The sequence below is a fragment of the Stenotrophomonas sp. SY1 genome, assembly GCF_021202945.1.
Classification (GTDB): domain Bacteria; phylum Pseudomonadota; class Gammaproteobacteria; order Xanthomonadales; family Xanthomonadaceae; genus Stenotrophomonas.
Genome location: NZ_JAJOYR010000001.1, coordinates 1,655,543 through 1,673,432 on the forward strand (window position 1 = coordinate 1,655,543; position 17,890 = coordinate 1,673,432).

General features: G+C 65.0%; 17 protein-coding genes. 8 read left to right on the forward strand and 9 right to left on the reverse strand.

Going from position 1 to position 17,890, the window contains the following annotated elements:
- Positions 1-115 precede the first annotated feature (115 nt).
- The 8 genes from LR961_RS06825 to LR961_RS06860 form a co-directional block, all read right to left on the reverse strand.
- Entirely contained in the window at positions 116-1,411 is a 1,296-nt protein-coding gene (locus tag LR961_RS06825; RefSeq protein WP_232147657.1) for a Xaa-Pro peptidase family protein, read from the reverse strand.
- A 46-nt stretch (positions 1,412-1,457) separates the two neighbouring features.
- Positions 1,458-2,477, reverse strand: a complete 1,020-nt coding sequence (locus LR961_RS06830; RefSeq protein WP_232147658.1) for a magnesium and cobalt transport protein CorA — start codon at positions 2,475-2,477, stop codon at positions 1,458-1,460.
- 6 nt (positions 2,478-2,483) lie between these two features.
- Entirely contained in the window at positions 2,484-3,659 is a 1,176-nt protein-coding gene (locus LR961_RS06835) for a DUF4105 domain-containing protein (protein WP_232149248.1), read from the reverse strand.
- Positions 3,660-3,709: 50 nt separating this feature from the next.
- A complete protein-coding gene (locus LR961_RS06840; RefSeq protein WP_232147659.1) occupies positions 3,710-4,588 on the reverse strand; it encodes a transporter associated domain-containing protein in 879 nt (292 codons plus the stop codon).
- A 71-nt stretch (positions 4,589-4,659) separates the two neighbouring features.
- The gene (locus LR961_RS06845; protein ID WP_232149250.1) at positions 4,660-5,214 is read right to left on the reverse strand and encodes a hypothetical protein; all 555 of its coding nucleotides are present in this window, start codon (positions 5,212-5,214) and stop codon (positions 4,660-4,662) included.
- Between the two features lie 431 nt (positions 5,215-5,645).
- A complete protein-coding gene (gene ybeY, locus LR961_RS06850) occupies positions 5,646-6,131 on the reverse strand; it encodes an rRNA maturation RNase YbeY (RefSeq protein WP_232147660.1) in 486 nt (161 codons plus the stop codon).
- A gap of 57 nt (positions 6,132-6,188) precedes the next feature.
- Positions 6,189-7,070, reverse strand: coding sequence for a hypothetical protein (locus tag LR961_RS06855; protein WP_232147661.1), 882 nt, complete (start codon positions 7,068-7,070; stop codon positions 6,189-6,191).
- Positions 7,071-7,109: 39 nt separating this feature from the next.
- Complete coding sequence (locus LR961_RS06860; RefSeq protein WP_232147662.1) at positions 7,110-8,093, reverse strand: PhoH family protein; 984 nt, start codon at positions 8,091-8,093, stop codon at positions 7,110-7,112.
- A 168-nt stretch (positions 8,094-8,261) separates the two neighbouring features.
- Between LR961_RS06860 and LR961_RS06865 the strand changes: the two genes are divergently transcribed.
- From LR961_RS06865 to LR961_RS06880, 4 genes are read left to right on the forward strand one after another with little or no spacing between them, the layout of a single operon-like run.
- The gene (locus tag LR961_RS06865) at positions 8,262-8,984 is read left to right on the forward strand and encodes a TetR/AcrR family transcriptional regulator (protein WP_232147663.1); all 723 of its coding nucleotides are present in this window, start codon (positions 8,262-8,264) and stop codon (positions 8,982-8,984) included.
- A complete protein-coding gene (locus LR961_RS06870) occupies positions 8,981-9,940 on the forward strand; it encodes an HlyD family secretion protein (RefSeq protein ID WP_232147664.1) in 960 nt (319 codons plus the stop codon). The genes LR961_RS06865 and LR961_RS06870 overlap by 4 nt, the downstream gene beginning before the upstream one ends.
- Positions 9,941-9,986: 46 nt before the next feature.
- Positions 9,987-10,913, forward strand: coding sequence for an ABC transporter ATP-binding protein (locus LR961_RS06875; protein WP_232149252.1), 927 nt, complete (start codon positions 9,987-9,989; stop codon positions 10,911-10,913).
- Entirely contained in the window at positions 10,910-11,995 is a 1,086-nt protein-coding gene (locus LR961_RS06880; RefSeq protein WP_232147665.1) for an ABC transporter permease, read from the forward strand. The genes LR961_RS06875 and LR961_RS06880 overlap by 4 nt, the downstream gene beginning before the upstream one ends.
- A gap of 454 nt (positions 11,996-12,449) precedes the next feature.
- Here the strand turns inward: LR961_RS06880 and miaB are convergent, their stop codons facing one another.
- Complete coding sequence (miaB, locus tag LR961_RS06885; protein WP_232147666.1) at positions 12,450-13,901, reverse strand: tRNA (N6-isopentenyl adenosine(37)-C2)-methylthiotransferase MiaB; 1,452 nt, start codon at positions 13,899-13,901, stop codon at positions 12,450-12,452.
- Positions 13,902-14,047: 146 nt separating this feature from the next.
- Between miaB and LR961_RS06890 the strand changes: the two genes are divergently transcribed.
- From LR961_RS06890 to LR961_RS06905, 4 genes are all read left to right on the forward strand, one after another.
- A complete protein-coding gene (locus tag LR961_RS06890) occupies positions 14,048-14,986 on the forward strand; it encodes a lytic transglycosylase domain-containing protein (protein WP_232147667.1) in 939 nt (312 codons plus the stop codon).
- 170 nt (positions 14,987-15,156) lie between these two features.
- Complete coding sequence (gene petA / locus LR961_RS06895; RefSeq protein WP_232147668.1) at positions 15,157-15,777, forward strand: ubiquinol-cytochrome c reductase iron-sulfur subunit; 621 nt, start codon at positions 15,157-15,159, stop codon at positions 15,775-15,777.
- 2 nt (positions 15,778-15,779) lie between these two features.
- On the forward strand, positions 15,780-17,039 hold the full coding sequence (locus LR961_RS06900) for a cytochrome bc complex cytochrome b subunit (RefSeq protein ID WP_232147669.1): 1,260 nt from the start codon (positions 15,780-15,782) through the stop codon (positions 17,037-17,039).
- Positions 17,032-17,775 (forward strand): cytochrome c1, encoded by a 744-nt coding sequence (locus LR961_RS06905; protein ID WP_232147670.1) that lies wholly within the window; start codon positions 17,032-17,034, stop codon positions 17,773-17,775. Before LR961_RS06900 ends, LR961_RS06905 begins: the two co-directional genes overlap by 8 nt.
- The last annotated feature ends 115 nt before the right edge of the window (positions 17,776-17,890 follow it).

Below are 17,890 nucleotides of genomic sequence, written 5' to 3' on the forward strand. Positions count from 1 at the left end.
TTTGGCGCAGCCAAGGGGAGGGAGGCAAGAACGGGTTTCGCTGCAATCTGACCGGCCGTGCAATTCCACTCCCTCCCTTTGGCGCAGCCAAGGGGAGGGCCGGGGAGGGGTAGCTTCAACCAAACGGTTGATCGATCGACGGGCTCTGTGGCGTCATCAACGCCGCGCCATCCTCGGTGACGTACAGGATGTCTTCCAGCCGCACGCCGAACTTATCCGGAATGTAGATGCCCGGCTCGTCGCTGAAGGTCATGCCCGGTTCCAGGACGTGCTTGTTGCCACGGACCAGGTAATCCCATTCGTGCATGTCGATGCCGATGCCATGGCCCAGTCGATGACTGAAGTAGCGGTAGTCCGGACCGTAGCCGGCATCGCTGATCACCTTGCGCGCAGCAGCGTCCACCGACTCCATGGTCACTCCCGGACGCGCGGTCTTCAGCGCTGCGGTCTGCGCCTGCAGCACGATGTCGAAGATGCGGCGGATGTCGTCGCTGGGCTGGCCCAGCACCACGGTGCGGGTGATGTCGCTGGTGTAGCCACCGGCGCGGCAACCGCCGTCGAAGATGATCGGTGTGCCTTCGACCAGGTGCTGCGGCTGGTCCGAGCCATGCGGTGAAGCGGTGTACTTGCCGATGTTGACGCTGGCATCACCGGGCAGGCCGGTGCGTGCGTAGGCCATTGCGATCAGGCCGCTGATGTCCTGCTCGGTCATGCCGGGCTTGAGCGCCTTCCACACCGCTTCGTACACCGCCAGGGTGTTGGCGTTGGCCAGTTTCATCAACGCCAGTTCGGCGGCGCTCTTCACCCGACGGCAGCCGGCGGTGACCGGCCGGGCATCAACCACGCGCGCCTGAGGCAGTGCATCCATGATGCCCTTGGCTCGGAAGAACGGAACCGTTTCCTCCATGCCGATGGTGCCGGTGGCGTGGCCCATGTCGCGGATGACCTTGGCCACCAGCGCGTACGGGTCTTCATCCTCCTGCCAGCCGCGCACATCGTTGCCGAGCTTGATCTGCTCCAGCGTGCGGCCGCGCTCGAACTCGGGCGTGACGTAGACCGGGTCGCCGCTACGCGGCAGCAGTACGCCGGTAAGGCGTTCGCTGTTCCACCAGTGCATGCCGGTGAAGTAGGTAAGCGAGCTGCCGGCGCCGATGAACACCACGTCGATGCCGTGCGTGCCCATCAGCTGCTGCGCACGGGCGACACGACTGGCGCGCTCCTGGTTGCTGATCGGCACCACCTGCGAGGCCACCGGCTTCAATGCGCGGATGGATTCGGGCAGTGCGTCGTCGGCGCGTGCCGGCGTGGCAGCCTGGGTCAGCGACGACAGCGGCAGTGCGATGGCACCGACCGCCAGCGAGTTGCGCAGGAAATGGCGACGCGTGCCGCCGAGAACGGAATTGCTTCCCATGGAGTCCCCTCGAAATCCAGGATGGATGAAACGGTAGCCGGCGGCGTTACAGCCAGTCCGAACGCTTGAACAGCCGGTACAGCACCACGCATACCGTGCCGACGCCGAGCATCAGCAGCGGGTAGGCAAAGCGCCCGCCCAGCTCCGGCATATGCGCGAAGTTCATGCCGTACCAGCTGGTGATCAGGGTAGGCGCGGCCAGCAAGGCCGCCCACGCACCGAGCTGCTTGACCGTCTCGCCCTGCGCCAGCGTCACCAGTGACAGGTTCACGCTCAAGGCGGTTCCCAGCATTTCGCGCAGCGTGTCAATGGCATCGTTGACGCGCGCGGCGTGGTCCTGCACATCGCGCAGGTACAGCCGCACTTCTTCGTTGACGAATTGCGCCTGGCTGCGTTGCAGCTGTGCAAGTGCGTCCTGCAATGGCGCCACCGCAAGCCGCATCTTGTTGAGTTCGCGCTTGAGTTCGTACAGGCGGATGACGGTGCGGCGTTTGTAGCTGTCGGAGAAGATGTCCTTCTCCAGCGAGTCCAGCGTGTCACGGAAGCTGTCGGTGATCGGCAGGTAGTTGTCCACCACCGCATCGAGCACCGAGTACAGGCAGAACGAGGGGCCCATCGCCAGCAGCTCGGGCTCGCGCTCCAGGCGCGCACGTACCGGTGCATACGACAACGAGGCGCCGTGGCGCACGGTCACCAGAAAGCGCGGCCCGAGGAAGGCGTGGGTTTCACCGTAGCGGATGCGTTCGTCCACCACCTGCGCGGTGTGAACCACCGCGAACAGCGAGTTGCCGTAGGTCTCGATCTTGGGCCGCTGGTGTGCCTTGCGGGTGTCCTCGATGGCCAGCGGATGCAGGTTGAATTCTTCTTCCAGCTTGTCGAGCACCGCATCGCTGGGTTCGTAAAGTCCCACCCAGACGAAGCCCTTGGCTTCGCTCTGCAGTACGTCGCTGATGCTGTCCAGGTCGAGCGGACGCGAGCTGCCATCCTCGGCGTACCAGGTGCAGTTGATGACGCAGGCCGGGTTGGCGGGCGCTGCGGTTGAGATGGCCGGTTCCATGCCGGCCATCGTGCCTCAACGCAACACAGGCGCCAAGCTCCGCTTGCCCAGTGTCAGCGCCAGAGCAAGGTGGATCGGCAGCAGCAGCACGATCCACTGCGTGTTGAACTGTGCCTGCAAGGACAGCCACTGCACCGGCAGTGCCACCGCAGCGATGCCTGCCACCAGCCACAACAGCCAGCTGAACCAGCGTCCGGGCTGACGTCCGCGCAGCAGCGTCCAGGCGCCGGGAACGAGCAGTAGTGACAGTGGGCTGAGCAGGAGCAGGTTGCGGTTGGCCCATGCGGCGTGATGCGCGCTGAAGCCCCACAGGTAGGCCAGCAGGGCGCCGGCGACGCCGCACAGCAGCCAGAACGGCAGGGCGAAACCCGCGATCAGCCGCACGCGCCGGCGTCCGGCAATGATCAGGCCTGCAATCGCCAGACCGACCAGCAGCCACGGCCACCAGCGGCGGATCTTTTCCTTGGGTTCGGCTGCCAGGCGCTGCGGCAGCAGTTCCTGTTCGGCCTGGACCAGCGGGCGGCCTTCACTGTTGCGGGCTTCGCGCAGGCTGTCGGCCAGGCGCATCGGCACGAAGGCTTCTTCCCAGCGTGACAGTGGCTGGTCGGCGCTGGGACCCATGCCGATGTCGAAGCCCAGCCACATCCACAACGAAGGCGAGGCCAGTCGCACCGATTCGCTGCGGAAGGTGTTGCCACGCGAACGACCGGCCAGCTGCGACTGCAGCCCGCCGTCCATTGCCTGATTCAGTGCGTCGCGCACCATCGTCGAGCAGTTGGCCAGGAAGTAGTCGTAGTGGTAACGGGCGTTTTCGGGCTTGGCGCGTTCGGCCAGCCCATCGGCAAGGGCGCGTGCCTGTGCCGGCGGCAGGTCCAGCCACTGGATGCTGGCGCCGCGCCCGGCGTCGCTGTACTGGGCAAGGTCTTCTTCAAGCGGCAGCGCCACCAGGTAGTACATCATCCGGCCACGCACGAAGTTGCCGATGAAATCCGGCTCGGACGGATCGAAGTAGCCGAAGTTGTACGACGTGGCCTGGCCACTGACCGGATCGACCACGACCAGTGCGTCGTGGCCGAACCGCTCGAAGAAGATCTCACCGGGCTGCATCGTCACCACCCCGACGCGTGGTGCGGGGCGGGCATCGTCAGCGGCAGCCGTCTGCGCGGCGGCAATGCCGGTGCTCAGCAGCAGGAACAGCAAGGCGAATGCAGGCAGCAACAGCCGCGGCAGGCGGAACGTGATCAATCTTCGTCCTGGTCTTCGGGGGGCAGCACGGTGACGTGGAAGGCCTGCACGCGGCGCGCGTCGGCACGGGCCACGCGGAACACGAAGCGGCCCAGGGTCAGTTCGTCGCCGGTTTCGGGCAGGTGGCCGATGGCTTCGGTCGCCAGGCCGCCGATGGTGTCGTAATCGTCATCGGAGAAGTCGGCACCGAAGCGCTCGTTGAAATCACCGATGGTGGTCAGCGCGTCCACCACGTAGCGGCCATCGGCGAGGATGGCGATCTGCGCGGTGTGGTCTTCGGTCTCGTCATGCTCGTCATCGATGTCGCCGACGATCTGTTCCAGCACGTCCTCGATGGTGACCAGACCGGCAACGCCGCCGTACTCATCGACCACGATGGCCATGTGGTTGCGCGAGAGCCGGAACTCCTTGAGCAGTACATTGAGCTTCTTGGACTCGGGGATCAGCACCGCCGGGCGCAGCAGCTCGCGGATGGTGGAGTGGCTGTTGTCGGCGACCACGCCGCGCAGCAGGTCCTTGGCCAGCAGGATGCCGAGCACGTCGTCCTTGTTCTCACCATGCACCGGGAAGCGCGAATGGCCGGATTCGACCACCTGCTTCATCAGTTCAAGGAAGGGCGAATCGACCGCCAGGGACACCATGTGCGAGCGCGGGATCATCACGTCGCCGACGGTCAGCTCGGCCACCGAAATGGCGCCTTCCATCATCCGCAGGGTGTCTGCGGCGATCAGGCCGTCCTGCTGTGCGGTCTGCAGGATCGTCACCAGCTCGTCGCGGGTGTGGGGCTCGCTGGAGAAGGCCGAACTCAGGCGCTCCAGCCAGCTGCGTTTCTTTTCGGCCGGTTCGGGGCCGGTACTACTGTCGTCTTCAGACATCTCTTGGTTTGACTGCACCCGGCTTGCCGGGCGGTGCCGGCAAGTCTAACAGCATGCCTGCTGTCGTCCGATCAACCGGCGGGCTTGAGCGCATCGGCTGCGGGTGCGGCCGGGGCCTCGCCTTCGGCCGGTTGGTCCAGGCTGTAGGTACAGCCGGCCAGGGTCTTGCCGGGGTGCGACTTGACGTTGGAGACACTCAGGATCACCGACTCGATCAGCGCTTCGCCGCTCTTGGCGTCGATGACGTCGCGGCTGACCAGTTCGCGCCCGGCCATGAACTTGTCCGGTGCGTCGTAGCCGACCTCCAGGTCCAGCTCCTTGGCCAACGGCCGCGGGTCGGGCATGTCGAACAGGGCCACGATGGTTCCGCCGGCCATGGCGATGTGCTCGGCGCTGCGGCCGAACACGGTGATCGGCGTGTTCAGGATGTACTCGTTCATGAACAGGTTGCCCTGCGGCAACGGCCGCCAGCCCAGTGCGACGGCCTTGAGCGGATCGGCGGCGATGGGCGCCAGCGCGGCGAACTCGCTCACGCTCTGGCGGCATTCCATCAGGGCGGGCAGGTCGATGTTCTGGGCCTGGGCGGTGCCGGCAACGGTGAGCAGCAGCGGGAGTAGGCGGATCAGGCGCACGCGGCGCACTCCGTGGAATTCAACGGGAGCCGATGATAAGCCGATGTGGCGCGGAAAGAGGAGGGGGCAAACGCCACAGAGCCGAAGAACGTGACGCACTCCGGATGTAGCGGCGGTCTGAGCTCTTGTAGGAGCGGCGTAAGCCGCGAAGCCAGTGGTGTTGGCCGGCGCCCACGTTCCCGCAATCAGACCATCTGCAATTGCGTTGTTGCTGGCGGCGGATATGGCGGTGACTTCGCGGCGAACGCCGCTCCTACCGTGAAGCCGCTTTGTTCTTTAGGAGCGGCTTCAGCCGCGAAGCCGTTGGCGCTGGTCGGCGTCCACGTTCCCGCAATCAGGCTGTCTGCAACTGCGTGGTTTCCGACGGCGGATGCCGCAATCGCTTCGCGGCTGAAACCGCTCCTACGCGGCAGCTGAGGCAAGGCTCACTGCTCGCCGGCGTAGGGATCGGCGATGCCCAGGTCGGCCAGGATTTCGCGCTCAAGCTGCTCCATGGCGTCGGCTTCCTTGTCGTCCTCGTGGTCCCAGCCCAGCAGATGCAGCACGCCGTGGACGGTGAGGTGGGCGTAATGCGCGTTGAGCGCCTTGCCCTGTTCTTCGGCTTCGCGCTCCACCACCGGCGCACAGATCACCAGGTCGCCCAGCAGCGGGAACTTCACGCCCTTGGGCAGGCCTTCGGGGATTTCGGCCGGGAAGCTGAGCACGTTGGTGGCGTAATCCTTGCCACGGTAATGGCGGTTCAGCGACTGGCCTTCCTTGGCATCGACCACGCGGATTGCCAGGTCGGCTTCGCGGATGCGGCCGTTCAATGCGGCGGCAACCCACTTGCGGAAGCTCACGGCCGCCGGCAGTCCAGCGCGGGGGAGGGCGTAGCTGACAGCTACATCGAGGCGGATAGGGCCCTTGGTCATGGCAGGTTCCAGCAATTGAGGCAGTTCAGATGGGTGCAGTATCGCGCGCCGGGGGTTTCACTGCGACTTCCACTCGTCGGCCGTGAAGGAAATCTCAACGATCTCGTTGTCGGCGCGCCGGGCTGCAATGCCAGCCTTCTCGACGGAACCATGGCAGTTGTAGCCTTCGTGCACGCTGGCCTGGCTGACCAGCGCCAGCGCGTTCTGTTCCGGCGTTGCATCTGGCGAGAGATAGATGGTCGAGCTCGCGCAGTCGCCGACGTTGGCGACCAGCAATGCCGGGATCAGCGTGTGTGCGGCGAGGTCGGTCACGGCATTGAACTGCTCGGTGGTGATGCGCTCCTGCGCTGCCGAGGCGCGAAGCTTGAAGTAATACAACTGCTTGTAGAACAGGTAACCGTTGGAATACATCGGCCAGTTCCGGGGCATCAGATTCAGGCTCATCTGCAGCTTCTGACCGGTGATCTGTTCGGCATCGGCAATGGCCTTGATCACCTGCGCATCGACGTCGTTGGCCGGCGTCTTGCTGGCCGAATCGGGCGGAGCGAGCGGAAAGGGAGCCTGATGCAGCTCCCGCAACTGCGAGTAGGTGCCTTGTTCAACCGCCAGCGCCAGCCCATCGCGGAAGCCTTTCACCCCGCTCTCCATGGCCGCGTTCTGGCTCATGCGGCCTGCCGGATAGACATAAATGTCGATCCGGATTTCCTGATGGCCTTTCACCGCGTAGCGAAAGCCTGCACCGGAAAACTTCTGCTTGGGATCAAAGGAGCTGCCTTCAAGCTCGAACTCGCCGACTTGCCTGGGCGCAACCAGATAGCTGGTTTCAACGTAAGGACGCGCCGCCGCAGCGGCTTGCTTGTCCTTGTTCCCGGCGGTGGCCGGGACGTTCATTGCCGAGATCAACACGCAGACGGACAGCAGCAGATACGGGCGGGACATGGCACCTCCTGTGCAGGGCGGGTGCCGGGAGTGTAAGCCTTACTCGGCGCCGGGCTTTACCTGCTGCAGATCGCGCCGGTCGTAAGCGTTGACGATGCGTGCCACCAGCGGGTGACGCACCACGTCGCGCGATTCAAAGAAGGTGAAACTCACCCCGTCCACGTCGCGCAGCACTTCAATGGCGTCACGCAGGCCGGACTTCATGTGCTTGGGCAGATCAGTCTGGGTCAGGTCGCCAGTGACCACCGCAGTGGAGCCGAAACCCAGGCGGGTGAGGAACATCTTCATCTGTTCGATGGTGGTGTTCTGCGCTTCGTCCAGGATCACGAAGGCGTCGTTGAGCGTGCGTCCGCGCATGTAGGCCAGCGGTGCGATCTCGATGACGTTCTTCTCCAGCAGCTTGGCCACCTTCTCCACACCCAGCATTTCGTACAGCGCGTCGTACAGCGGGCGCAGGTAGGGATCGACCTTCTGGGTCAGGTCGCCGGGCAGGAAGCCCAGCTTCTCGCCGGCTTCCACCGCCGGGCGCACCAGGATCAGCCGCTGCACGCGCGATTCGTTCAGTGCTTCGACCGCCATCGCCACGGCCAGGAATGTCTTGCCGGTGCCGGCCGGGCCGATGCCGAAGTTGATGTCGTGGGTGGTGATCTGGTGCAGGTACTTGGACTGGTTGGCGCCACGGCCGCGCACGGTGCCGCGTTTGACCTTGATCGCCACTTCCTGGGCTTCGTAGGCCTGCTCGGTCACCTGCTGCACGTTGGCATGGTTCAGGCGCAGGTGGATCGCGTGGCTGTCGAACACGACATCAGCCGCCTCGGCATACAGCGCCTTGAGCAGCTTCTCGGCTTCGGCGGTGGTCTTGCCCGGGCCGCTGACCCGGAACACGTTGCCACGGTTGGCGATTTCCACGCCGAGTTTGAGTTCGACCTGGCGCAGGTGCTCGTCGAACGGGCCGGACAGGTTGGCCAGGCGCTCGGTGTCGGTGGGTTCGAGGGTGAAGTCGCGGTGGGTGGTAGCAGTCATGACTTGGAAGATGGTGTCGAAGGCCGCGACATCAAGGCCGCCTGGCGTGGTCCGGCAAGGGAGGCGCATTGTCGGGCCGGTGGCTGTCTCCAGGGCAGCGCGAGGTGGCTGCTGATGGGCGTCGCGGCAATGGTTGAAATTTAATTAACTGTTGAATTAAATGGCTCCATGAAGCGACAAGATCCGAATGGCTCCGAGCGCGACGGCAAGGCTGGCGACCTTCCCGGAGCACCGGCGCATCCAGCCCGCAAGGTCCGTAAACGGGCGCCGGGGCGACGCCCGACAGTTGATGCGGCGGATCTGCGCGCGCAGCTGCTGGATGCAGCCGTGGCCTGCTTCGTGGCCCAGGGCATCGCCGCCACGTCGCTGCGCGACATCGCGCGTCGCGCCGGCGTGACGCCAGCACTGGTTCACTACTACTTCGGCGACAAGCCGCGTCTGCAGCAGGCGGTGGTCGAAGAACGTCTGTGGCCGGTAATGGAGCAGGTGCATGGCGGTGTACGGGATGCGGGTGATGACTTGAATGCGTTGGTCGCCGCCTTCGTCAACGGCATTGTGCGGACGGTGGCGGCGCATCCGTGGCTGCCGACGCTGTGGGTGCGGGAGATCCTCTGTGAAGGAGGCGCGTTGCGTGAACTGATGATCGAGCGGGTTGGGCCGGTGCTGCCGCAGGTGCTGGCCGAGCGCTTCTCCGTCGCGCAACAGAAGGGACGGCTGAACCCGCAGCTCGATCCGCGGTTGATGGTGGTGTCGCTGGTGGGCCTGACGATGTTTCCGTTGGCCAGTGCGCCGATCTGGCAGCAACTGTTTGGCGCCGCCGAACTGGGGGCCGAGCAGGTGCAGGGGCATGCGCTGGCGCTGTTGATGCGTGGATTGGAGCTGAAAGCATGAGAGACCGACGCATTCCCCTTGCCGCTGTGCTGCTGTCATTGGCCGCATGCACGGGCCAGGCGCCACAAGCCCTGGGCACGCTGGAATGGGACAGGGTCACCCTGCCTGCACCAGCATCGGAAAAAATCGTGCAGATCGATGTGCGCGAAGGCCAGCAGGTTGCCGCCGGCGAGCCGCTCATGCAGCTGGAGCTGGCTTACAGCAAGTCACAGTTGGCCGCGCTGCAGGCGCAGGCGGCGCAAAGCAGCGCCGCCCTGTCGGAGCTGCATAACGGGCCGCGCAGTGAGGACATCGCGCAGGCGCGGGCCAGTGTGACCGCTGCGCAGGCGCAAGCCCGCGAATCGCAAGCGTATTACGCGCGTCTGCAGCCGCTGGGTACGCGACAGCTGGTAGCCGCCGCCGAGCTGGACCGCGCCCGTGCAGCAGCGCAGAGCGCGCAGGCCGAAGCCCGTCGCGCCGAAGCCGCGCTGGACGAACTACTGCATGGCAGTCGCTCCGAACAGGTGGCGCAGGGCGAAGCGGCGTTGGCATCGGCCCAGGCCAATGTGGGTTCGCAAACCGTTCTGCTGGAAAAGCTGGCGCTCACCGCACCGCGCGCCGGCCGGGTGGACAGCCTTCCCTACAAGCTTGGCGATCAACCGGCTGTGGGCGCGGCGTTGGTGGTGCTGCTGGTGGGAGAGGCACCGTATGCCCGCGTCTACCTGCCGCAGGCGCTGCGCAACCGGCTGAAGGTTGGCGATGCCGTGCAGGTGAAGCTGCATGGCGATGAGGTCGCGCAGGTCTACGGCGGACACGTGCGGATGATCCGCAGCGAGCCGGTGTTCACGCCGTACTTCGCATTGACCGGCCAGGACGCCGAGCGTTTGAGCTATCTGGCCGAGATCAGCCTGGGCAAGGACGCATCGGCCTTGCCGGTGGGGGCACCGTTGGAGGTGCTGGCTGATGGCGCGCGCTGAGCGGGCCCTGTCGGCGGATAGCGCCATGCCCGAGGAAGGCATCGCGATCCGCGCCCGTGGGGTCAGCCGGCTGTTTGGCACCCTCAAGGCCGTGGATGATCTTGACCTGGATGTGCCAGCTCGGCAGATCTACGGCTTCCTCGGCCCGAATGGTTCGGGCAAATCCACCACCATCCGCATGCTGTGCGGGCTGCTCACGCCCAGTGCCGGTGAAATCCGGGTGCTGGGGCTGTCGATTCCGGAACAGGCCGAAGCGCTGCGCAGCCGCATTGGCTACATGACGCAGAAGTTTTCGTTGTTCGAGGACCTGAGCGTGCGCGAGAACCTGGAGTTCCTCGCTTCGGTGTACGACATGCCGGGAAAGCAGGCGCGCCAGCGGATCGATGTGCTGCTGGAGCAGTACCGCTTCCAGGACCGCCAGAAGCAGTTGGCCGGCACCATGAGTGGCGGCCAGAAACAACGCCTGGCGTTGGCCGCAGCGGTGATCCACGAGCCGGAACTGCTGTTCCTGGACGAGCCCACCAGCGCGGTGGACCCGGAATCGCGGCGTGACTTCTGGGAGAAACTCTTCGAGCTGGCCGATGCGGGCACGACGCTGCTGGTGTCCACCCACTACATGGACGAGGCCGAACGCTGCCACCGCATTGCCATTCTCGATCACGGCGCGCTCGTCGCCGATGGCACGCCGGCAGAACTCACCGGCCGCCTGGCCGGGCGCACGCTGGTGGTCGATGCCGCGCAACCGCGCCAGGCCGCGCGCGTGTTGTCTGCCTGCCCGGGCGTGATCAGCGTTGCGCAGATCGGCAACAGCCTGCGCGTGTTGCGGGCCGATGATGCCGGTGGCGATGCGTTGGCCGAAGCGCTGCGCGCGGCCGGCATCGCCGCGCAGGTCCATCCGCAGGCGGCCAGCCTGGAAGATGTGTTCGTCGCTGCAACCCGCAGCCGGTCCGCAACGCAGGTGGAAGGCACATGAAACCGCGACGCCTGCTCGGAGTCATGGTCAAGGAACTGCGGCAGATGCGACGCGACCGCATCACCCTGGCGATGATCATCGGCATCCCGGTGATGCAGCTGCTGCTGTTCGGTTATGCGATCAACACCAATCTGCGCGACCTGTCGGCCGGCTTCGCCGATCAGGCCCGTACCTCCGCCTCGCGCATGCTGGCACGCGACATCGTCGCCACCGGTGTGGTCGAACCGGTGCTGGAGGCACAGACACCGCAGCAATTGGTGGAGGCCATGCGCAGGGGCAGGATCAGCATCGGCATCGTCATTCCCCCGGACTACGAACGGCGCCGCGCTGAAGGCCGCGAAGCCCTTCAGATCCTGGTCGATGGCAGTGACAACGCGGTACAGAGCGCGGCGGCGCAACTGGCGCGGATGCCGCTTGATGGTGGTTTCAAGCCGCTGGCACCGGGCGCTATCAGCGTGGTCAGCTTCTACAACCCGCAGCGCAGCTCCGCGCTCAACATCGTGCCAGGGCTGGTGGGGGTGATCCTGACCATGACGATGGTGCTGTTCACGGCGGTGGCCATCGTGCGCGAACGCGAGCGCGGCAACATGGAGTTGCTGATCGCCACGCCGGTCACCAGTGCCGAATTGATGATCGGGAAGGTCATCCCTTATGTGGTCATCGGCCTGGTGCAGACCGGCATGGTGCTGGCGCTGGGTACCTGGCTGTTCCATGTGCCGATAGGCGGCAGTTTGCTGGATGTGTTCTTCGCGGCCGGTCTGTTGATTATTGCCAACCTGGCACTGGGCCTGTTGATCTCCACGGGCGCGAAATCGCAGTTCCAGGCGATGCAGATGACCTTCTTCATCTTCCTGCCGTCGATTCTGCTGTCCGGCTTCATGTTCCCGTTTGCCGGCATGCCGCGCTCGGTGCAGTGGCTGGCCGAAGTGCTGCCGCTGACCCACTTCCTGCGCCTGATCCGGGGCGTGATGCTGCGCGGGGCCAGCCTCTGGGAGCTGTGGCCGGGAGTGCTGGCGCTGGTGGCGTTCAGTGCGGTGATGATGACCGGGGCGATCCTGCGCTTCCGCAAACGCCTGGACTGAGGTGCAGCCTGCGGAGCGGTCGCAGGGTTCTCCACAATCCATGTGGATGTGGACGCGACGAACCTGTGGATATCCTGTCCCGGCCATTGTGCCGCAAGGCTTCTGACTGGCTGGTCAAAAAACTGCCATCGGCAGGGCGGGTTGTCCACATCGGATGTGGATCGAATCTGCATGAAGGTGTGGATAACCGCGCGCAGCCCAGCAACGGCGGGCGTTTCAGTGGCATGGCGAAAAAATGACCGGCCCCGATACGTAGGGGCGCCCTTGGGCGCGAAGCCGGTGATCTGGAAGGCGGGGCGCGTTTCGGAAGGGCACGGTTGTCTCCGGCCTTCGGGGACAGGGCCAGCTTCGCGCCCAAGGGCGCTCCTGCGCGACGCTCCTGGCATGCAACCCCGGCAGGCAGGAGCGCAAGGTGTTTCCCGGGCAGGCACCGCTCACCCGGGATGGGGAGGCCTCACTCCTGCGTGAGGACCCGGCCACGCAGCGAGTTGCTCAGCGCCTCGGTGATGACCACGTCCACGAACTGGCCGATCAGGCGCGGGCTGCCTGCGAAGTTCACCGAACGCATGTTCTCGGTCTTGCCGGTCAGCTCGTTCGGGTCCTTGCGTGACGGGCCTTCGACCAGCACGGACTGCACGCTGCCCACCATCGACTGGGAAATGCCGGCGGCATGCTCGTTGATCTGCGCCTGCAAGCGCGACAAGCGGGCGTGCTTCTCGGCATCGCTGATCGTGTCCTCCAGATCGGCGGCCGGGGTGCCGGGGCGACGCGAATAGATGAAGGAGAAGCTCTGGTCGAAGCCCACGTCCTGGATCAGCTTCATGGTCTTCTCGAAATCGGCATCGGTCTCGCCGGGGAAGCCGACGATGAAGTCCGAGCTGATCGAGATGTCCGGGCGCACCGCGCGCAGCTTGCGGATCTTGGCCTTGAATTCCAGCGCGGTGTAGCCGCGCTTCATCGCACTGAGGATGCGGTCGCTGCCGGCCTGCACCGGCAGGTGCAGGTAGTTGGCCAGCTTGGGCACGTCGCGGTAGGCGTCGATCAGCGAGTCGCTGAACTCCAGCGGGTGCGAAGTGGTGAAGCGGATGCGGCCGATGCCGTCGATCTCGGCCAATGTGCGGATCAGCAGGCCCAGGTCGGCGATCTCGCCGTCGCCGTAGGGGCCACGGTAGGCATTGACGTTCTGGCCGAGCAGGTTGATCTCACGTACACCCTGCGCGGCGAGCTGCGCGCATTCGACCAGCACGTCCTCGAACGGGCGGCTGACCTCGGTGCCGCGGGTGTAGGGCACCACACAGAACGAGCAGTACTTGGAGCAGCCTTCCATGATCGACACGAACGCCGAAGCGCCTTCGGCGCGCGGTTCGGGCATGCGGTCGAACTTCTCGATCTCCGGGAAGCTGATGTCCACCTGCGGCTTGTTCTGCTCGCGGCGGGCGCGGATCAGCTCCGGCAGGCGGTGCAGGGTCTGCGGGCCGAACACCAGGTCCACGTAAGGGGCACGCTTGACGATGGCTTCGCCTTCCTGCGAGGCCACGCAGCCGCCGACGCCGATGATGACGTCACGGCCACCGGCCTTGAGGGCCTTCCAGCGGCCGAGCTGGCTGAACACCTTCTCCTGCGCCTTCTCACGGATGGAGCAGGTGTTGACCAGCACCACGTCGGCCTCTTCGGGATTGTCGGTCAGCTCCAGGCCTTCGGACTCGGCGAGCACGTCGGCCATCTTGGCCGAGTCGTACTCGTTCATCTGGCAACCGTGGGTCTTGATGTAGAGCTTGCCGCGCGCGCCGCCGGCAACCTTCGGCTTGGCGCCGGGCAGGGGAATCAGTTCAGGAGTGGTCATTTCAACAGGCGACACGGCAAGGCCGGCCGTATTCGGCAAGGGAGTAGCTGGCGTCCCGGGCATGGCGCTTATTCCAGACGGGGTGGGCGGGCAGGCGGCCCTGGGGCCGCGTCGAAGCGGGCCATTGTATCGGGCCGGCGCGCCCTGCGCCCGAATCGTGACCGGCATCGGCTTGGCAAGCCCCGAGGAAGCTGGGAGACTCCCCGCCCATGAAGGGGATCTTGGGGATCGTCACCTTGCTCGCTGCCGCATTGACCGCTTCGCCGGCCAGTGCCGGCACGCTGTACAAGTGTGTTGGCGGGGATGGCATCCCCAACTACGTCAACAAGCGGGTCAGCGGGGCAAGCTGCAGCGTAGTGAGCAGTTATCGCCCGTCGCGGGAGGCGCCGCGTCGCGCTGCTGTTACGCCCACTCCCGCCCCGATTCCCGCTCCGGCACCCGCGTCGCCGGCCAGCACTGCGGCGGTGGCGGCTGGCGAAAGCAATCCCACCAGGGTGGCCGCGCAGGCCGCGCCGACCACGGTTTCCGCCACGCCAGCCCCAGCTACGAGCAGCCGCGCCCAGCGCGTGGTCAGTGGGCAGGTGTACTCCTATATGAAGGATGGGGTTCGCCACTACACCAGTGCCCGCCCCACGCAGGTGGCCAGCATCGGCCAGGTGCGCACCATCAACTACAGCTACATCGAGCGTTGCTTCGCCTGTGGCGTGCAGTCGGGCGTGAACTTCGGCACGGTGCGCTTGAACATGCAGGCCTACAACACCGAGATCGCTGCCGCCGCCCGTGAGTTCGGGGTGGAAGAGGCCGTGGTGCGGGCCATCATCCATGCCGAGTCCGCGTTCAATCCGACCGCGCTCAGCCGCGCTGGTGCGCAGGGCCTGATGCAGTTGATGCCGGCCACCGCGCAGCGCTTCGGGGTGACCGACTCCTACGATGCCGCGCAGAACATCCGTGGCGGGGTGAAGTACCTGTCGTGGTTGCTGCGTCGCTTCAACGGTGATCTGACCCTGGCTGCTGCCGGGTACAACGCCGGCGAAGGTGCGGTCGACCGCCACGGTGGGGTGCCGCCCTACCGCGAAACCCAGTACTACGTGCGACGGGTCGCACAGTTGGCCGACCGTTATAGGGGCGAGCTGGCCACCCGGCAGTAAGGTGTCACCCTGTTGCGTCGGTCCGTGACAAATTGCGCGGACTGGTGTTTGATCGCGTTGTGCGGGCATTAAGCGTTCCGCTACACTCGCGAACGATTCGTTTCAGAGCAGGCTGGCCCCCACCAGACTGCTGGCAGCCTTATGCTACCTAATCAATATCGGAGTGCCGGATGGCAAACGATGGGGTAAACGATCCAGTCAACACCGGACGTCGGCGATTTTTGACAGCGACCACAGCCGTGGTCGGAGCAGTTGGCGTCGGCTTCGCAGCGGTACCTTTCATCAAATCGTGGAATCCCAGCGCACGGGCCAAGCTCGCCGGTGCGCCGGTGACCGCCGATATCAGCGCCTTGCAGGAAGGCCAACGCCTGGTCCTGGAATGGCGCGGTCAGCCGATCTGGATCGTCAAACGATCCAAGGCCATCCTCGATGCACTGCCCACGCTGGATGGTCGCCTGAAGGACCCTGAGTCAGGCAACAAGGACCAGCAGCCGGAGTACGTGCTCAAGGCCAATCCCGAATACCGTTCGATCAAGCCGCAGATATCGGTGCTGGTCGGGCTGTGTACGCATCTGGGTTGCGCGCCGGAAATGGTCGCCGAGATACGCCCCGAGCCCTACGACGCGCAGTGGAAGGGCGGCTACTTTTGCCCCTGCCACAAGTCGCGTTTCGATATGTCCGGGCGCGTGTTCCAGGACGTGCCGGCGCCGATCAACCTGCTCGTGCCGCCGCACCATTATCTGGATGACAGCACCATCGTCATCGGCGTTGATCCGCAGGGGGCAGCCTGAGCATGGCCAATATCCTCGTACGCACCGCCACCGGCGTGGCCAACTGGGTCAACGAGCGTGCCCCGGGCCTGGTGCCGGTGTACCGCAAGCACGTCAGCGAGTATTACGCGCCGAAGAACTTCAACTTCTGGTACTACTTCGGCTCGCTGGCACTGGTGATTCTGGTCAACCAGATCCTCACCGGCATCTTCCTCACCATGCACTACAAGACCAGTGCAGCCGAGGCGTTCGCATCGATCGAATACATCATGCGCGACGTGGAGTGGGGCTGGCTGATCCGCTACATGCACAGCACCGGTGCCTCGCTGTTCTTCATCGTGGTCTATCTGCACATGTTCCGCGGGCTGCTGTACGGCAGCTACAAGAAGCCGCGCGAGCTGGTGTGGATCCTGGGCATGCTGATCTACCTGGTGCTGATGGCCGAAGCCTTCATGGGCTACGTGCTGCCATGGGGCCAGATGTCGTTCTGGGGCGCGAAGGTCATCATCTCGCTGTTCGGTGCCATCCCGGTGATCGGCAATGGCCTGACCGAATGGATCATGGGCGATTACCTGCCTGGTGACGCCACGCTCAACCGCTTCTTCGCACTGCATGTCATCGCGTTGCCGCTGGTGCTGTTGCTGCTGGTGGTGCTGCACCTGGGCGCGCTGCACGAAGTGGGCTCCAACAATCCGGATGGCGTGGAGATCAAGAAGGGACCCAAGGGCAACCGCTGGTCGCCGACCGCGCCGACCGACGGCATTCCGTTCCACCCGTACTACACGGTCAAGGACATGGTGGGCGTCGGCTTCCTGCTGATGATTGCCGCCTTCATCATCTTCTTCGCCCCGGCCTTCGGTGGCCTGTTCCTGGAACACGACAACTTCACCGAGGCCAACCGGCTGGTGACTCCGGAGCACATCAAACCGGTGTGGTACTACACGCCGTACTACGCGATGTTGCGGGTGGTGCCGAACAAGCTGGGTGGCGTGCTGGTGATGTTCTCGGCCATCGCCATCCTGTTCCTGGTGCCGTGGCTGGACAAGGCCAAGGTCAAGTCGGTGCGCTACCGTGGCCCGATCACCAAGGTGATGCTGGGCGTGCTGGTGGTGTGCTTCGTGTGGCTGGGCATCATCGGCTCCGGCCCCGGCACCGCCATCTGGGAAACCTGGGTGGGCCGCGTGCTGACCTTCCTGTACTTCGCCTTCTTCATCACCATGCCGGTTTGGACCAAGCTCGACAGCGCCAAGCCGGTACCGGAACGGGTGACGACGCATGACTGACAAATGGATTGTGCGGCTGCTGATGGCTGCCGCGGTGCTGTTCTGCGCGTCGGCTTCGGCGGCCGGGGGCGGCAAGCTGCAACAGGCCGGCAACGACCTGGGTGACCAGGCCTCGCTGCAACGTGGTGCGCAGGCTTACATGAGCTATTGCTCGGCCTGTCATTCGCTCAAGTACCTGCGCTATTCGCGCATGGCCGAGGATCTGGGCCTGAGCGAAGAGCAGGTGATGAAAAACCTCAACTTCACCGGCGCTGCCTATGGCGAGCAGATCCAGGTGTCGATGCCGCATGACGCGGCGACCAAGTGGTTCGGCAAGATGCCGCCGGACCTGAGCCTGATCTCCCGCGTGCGCGGCAGCGACTGGATCTACAGCTACCTCAAATCGTTCTATCTGGACGAGTCGCGGCCGCTGGGCTGGAACAACACAGTGTTCCCGAACGCCTCCATGCCCAACCCGTTGTGGGAGCTGCAGGGCATCCAGCACCCCATCCACGGCAAGGCCGAACAGGCCGGCATTGATCCGCCGGTGGTGGGCTTCACGCTCGGTCAGCCGGGCAAGGTTGACCCGCGTCAGTACGACCAGACCGTTCGCGACATCACCAATTTCCTGGAATATGCCGGTGAGCCGGCTGCATTGAAGCGGCAGAGCCTGGGCGTGTGGGTGATACTTTTCCTGGCACTGCTGACCTTCCTGGCCTACCTGGTCAAGACCGAATACTGGAAAGACGTGCATTGATACAGGTGGGAGCCCGGGTGTGCAGGGGTCTTGGCAAGCGCGCCTGTCGATTGGCACACTCAGGTGACCGAGGCGACCGCTGGCACTGGGCTGGCGGGGCCGCAAGGCTGGCGGA